This is a genomic window from Micromonospora craterilacus (assembly GCF_003236315.1).
GTDB lineage: Bacteria > Actinomycetota > Actinomycetes > Mycobacteriales > Micromonosporaceae > Micromonospora > Micromonospora craterilacus.
Map to the genome: position 1 here is coordinate 1 of NZ_POTY01000474.1, position 1,447 is coordinate 1,447.

Sequence of the window (1,447 nt, forward strand, 5' to 3'; positions counted from 1 at the left end):
CTAGTACGGCAGCCGCCGTTTGGGATCATGGCTGGAGTTCGAGGTTGAGGCGTCGGGTGTAGTGGGCTTGGCGGGCTCGGGCTTGATGGCGGCGGCGCCAGTCTGACCAGCGGAGGCGGTGGGTGAGGTCGCGGATCGGGCGGAGTACGAGGGTGTTGATCAGTCGGCGGGTTTCGTTGACGGTCAGCTTGATCAGTCCTGTGTCGGTGGAGTCGTCGTCGGCGTCAGCGGCGCAGATCGCCAGGACGGCGAGGGCGGCCAGGGCGAGGGTGGTGAAGCGGTGCCAGGAGTCCCAGCGGCGGACCTGGTGCTGGTCGAGGCCGACTTGCCCCTTGGCGGCTTGGAAGCTTTCCTCGACCGTCCAGCGGATGCCCGCGACCCGCACGAGTCGGGCAAGGGTGGCTTGTTGCGGGGTCCAGCAGCGGTAGAAGGCCAGCTCGCCGGTGGTGGTGTTGCGGCGGATCAGGAGGCTGTGGTGGCCGCCGTCGTCGGGGTCGGCATCGGTGCAGACGTCGTCGAGCCAGGCCCAGTCGTAGAAACGCGGGCCCTTGGATCCGGCGCCTGCGCTGCGGCGCTGCCACGCCGAGGCCGGTAGGTCGGCGGCGACTCGGTCAGCCCGTACCCGGGTCTTGCCACCGTCGAGAGGGACCAGGTGGCTGCGGGACACGGCCAGGACATAGCCCAGGCGGTGTTCGCGCAGGTGAGTGCGGAAGACGCTGCTGTTGCCGTAGGCCTCGTCCGCAGCCGCCCACCCGACGGGAACGCCGGCGTCGACCGCAGCGGTGATCATGTCGGCGGCCAGCTCGGACTTCGTGGCGAAGACGACCTCGTCGGGAACCCCAGCGGCCTGGCATCTGTCCCGGTCATCGGTCCACGACACCGGCAGGTAGACCCGGCGGTCGATCAGCGTGTGCCCATGCCGGCTGGCATAGCCGCAGAACACCCCTACCTGCGCGTTCTCGATCCTGCCGGCGGTGCCGGTGTACTGGCGTTGCACCCCGACCGAATGCGTGCCCTTCTTCAGGTCCCCGGTCTCGTCAACGACCAGCACACCGTCCGAGTCACCGAACCGGGCCACGACCACGTCACGCAGATCGTCGCGGACAGCGTCGGCGTCCCACACCGCCCGATACAACAACCTCTGCATCGCGTCCGGCCGGGCATGCCCGGCCCGCTCCGCCAACTGCCAGCACGTCTTGACCTCGATGTCGGCCAGCAGCCCGCTCACGAACGCCGTAGCCGTGCGCCGCGGCTCGACCCGCCCGAACCGTCCCGCGAACGCCTCACACACCCCGGCCAGAACCTGCCGCCACCGGGCAGGGTTTACGCTGTGGCACGCGGCCACCGCCACATCTGAAGTTATGTCCACAGCAGACAGACGATCACGCGGTGGCCGCACCTCGCCTACCAGGCCCCACCAGCGACATCTCAAACGGCGGCTGCCGTA

The 1,447-nt window shown here is 69.2% G+C and carries 1 protein-coding gene; it reads right to left on the minus strand.

Annotated features, from left to right (window positions below; genetic code table 11):
* Positions 1–25: 25 nt before the first annotated feature.
* Complete coding sequence (locus C1I95_RS33895) at positions 26–1,345, minus strand: IS701 family transposase (RefSeq protein WP_438941367.1); 1,320 nt, start codon at positions 1,343–1,345, stop codon at positions 26–28.
* Positions 1,346–1,447: the final 102 nt, after the last annotated feature.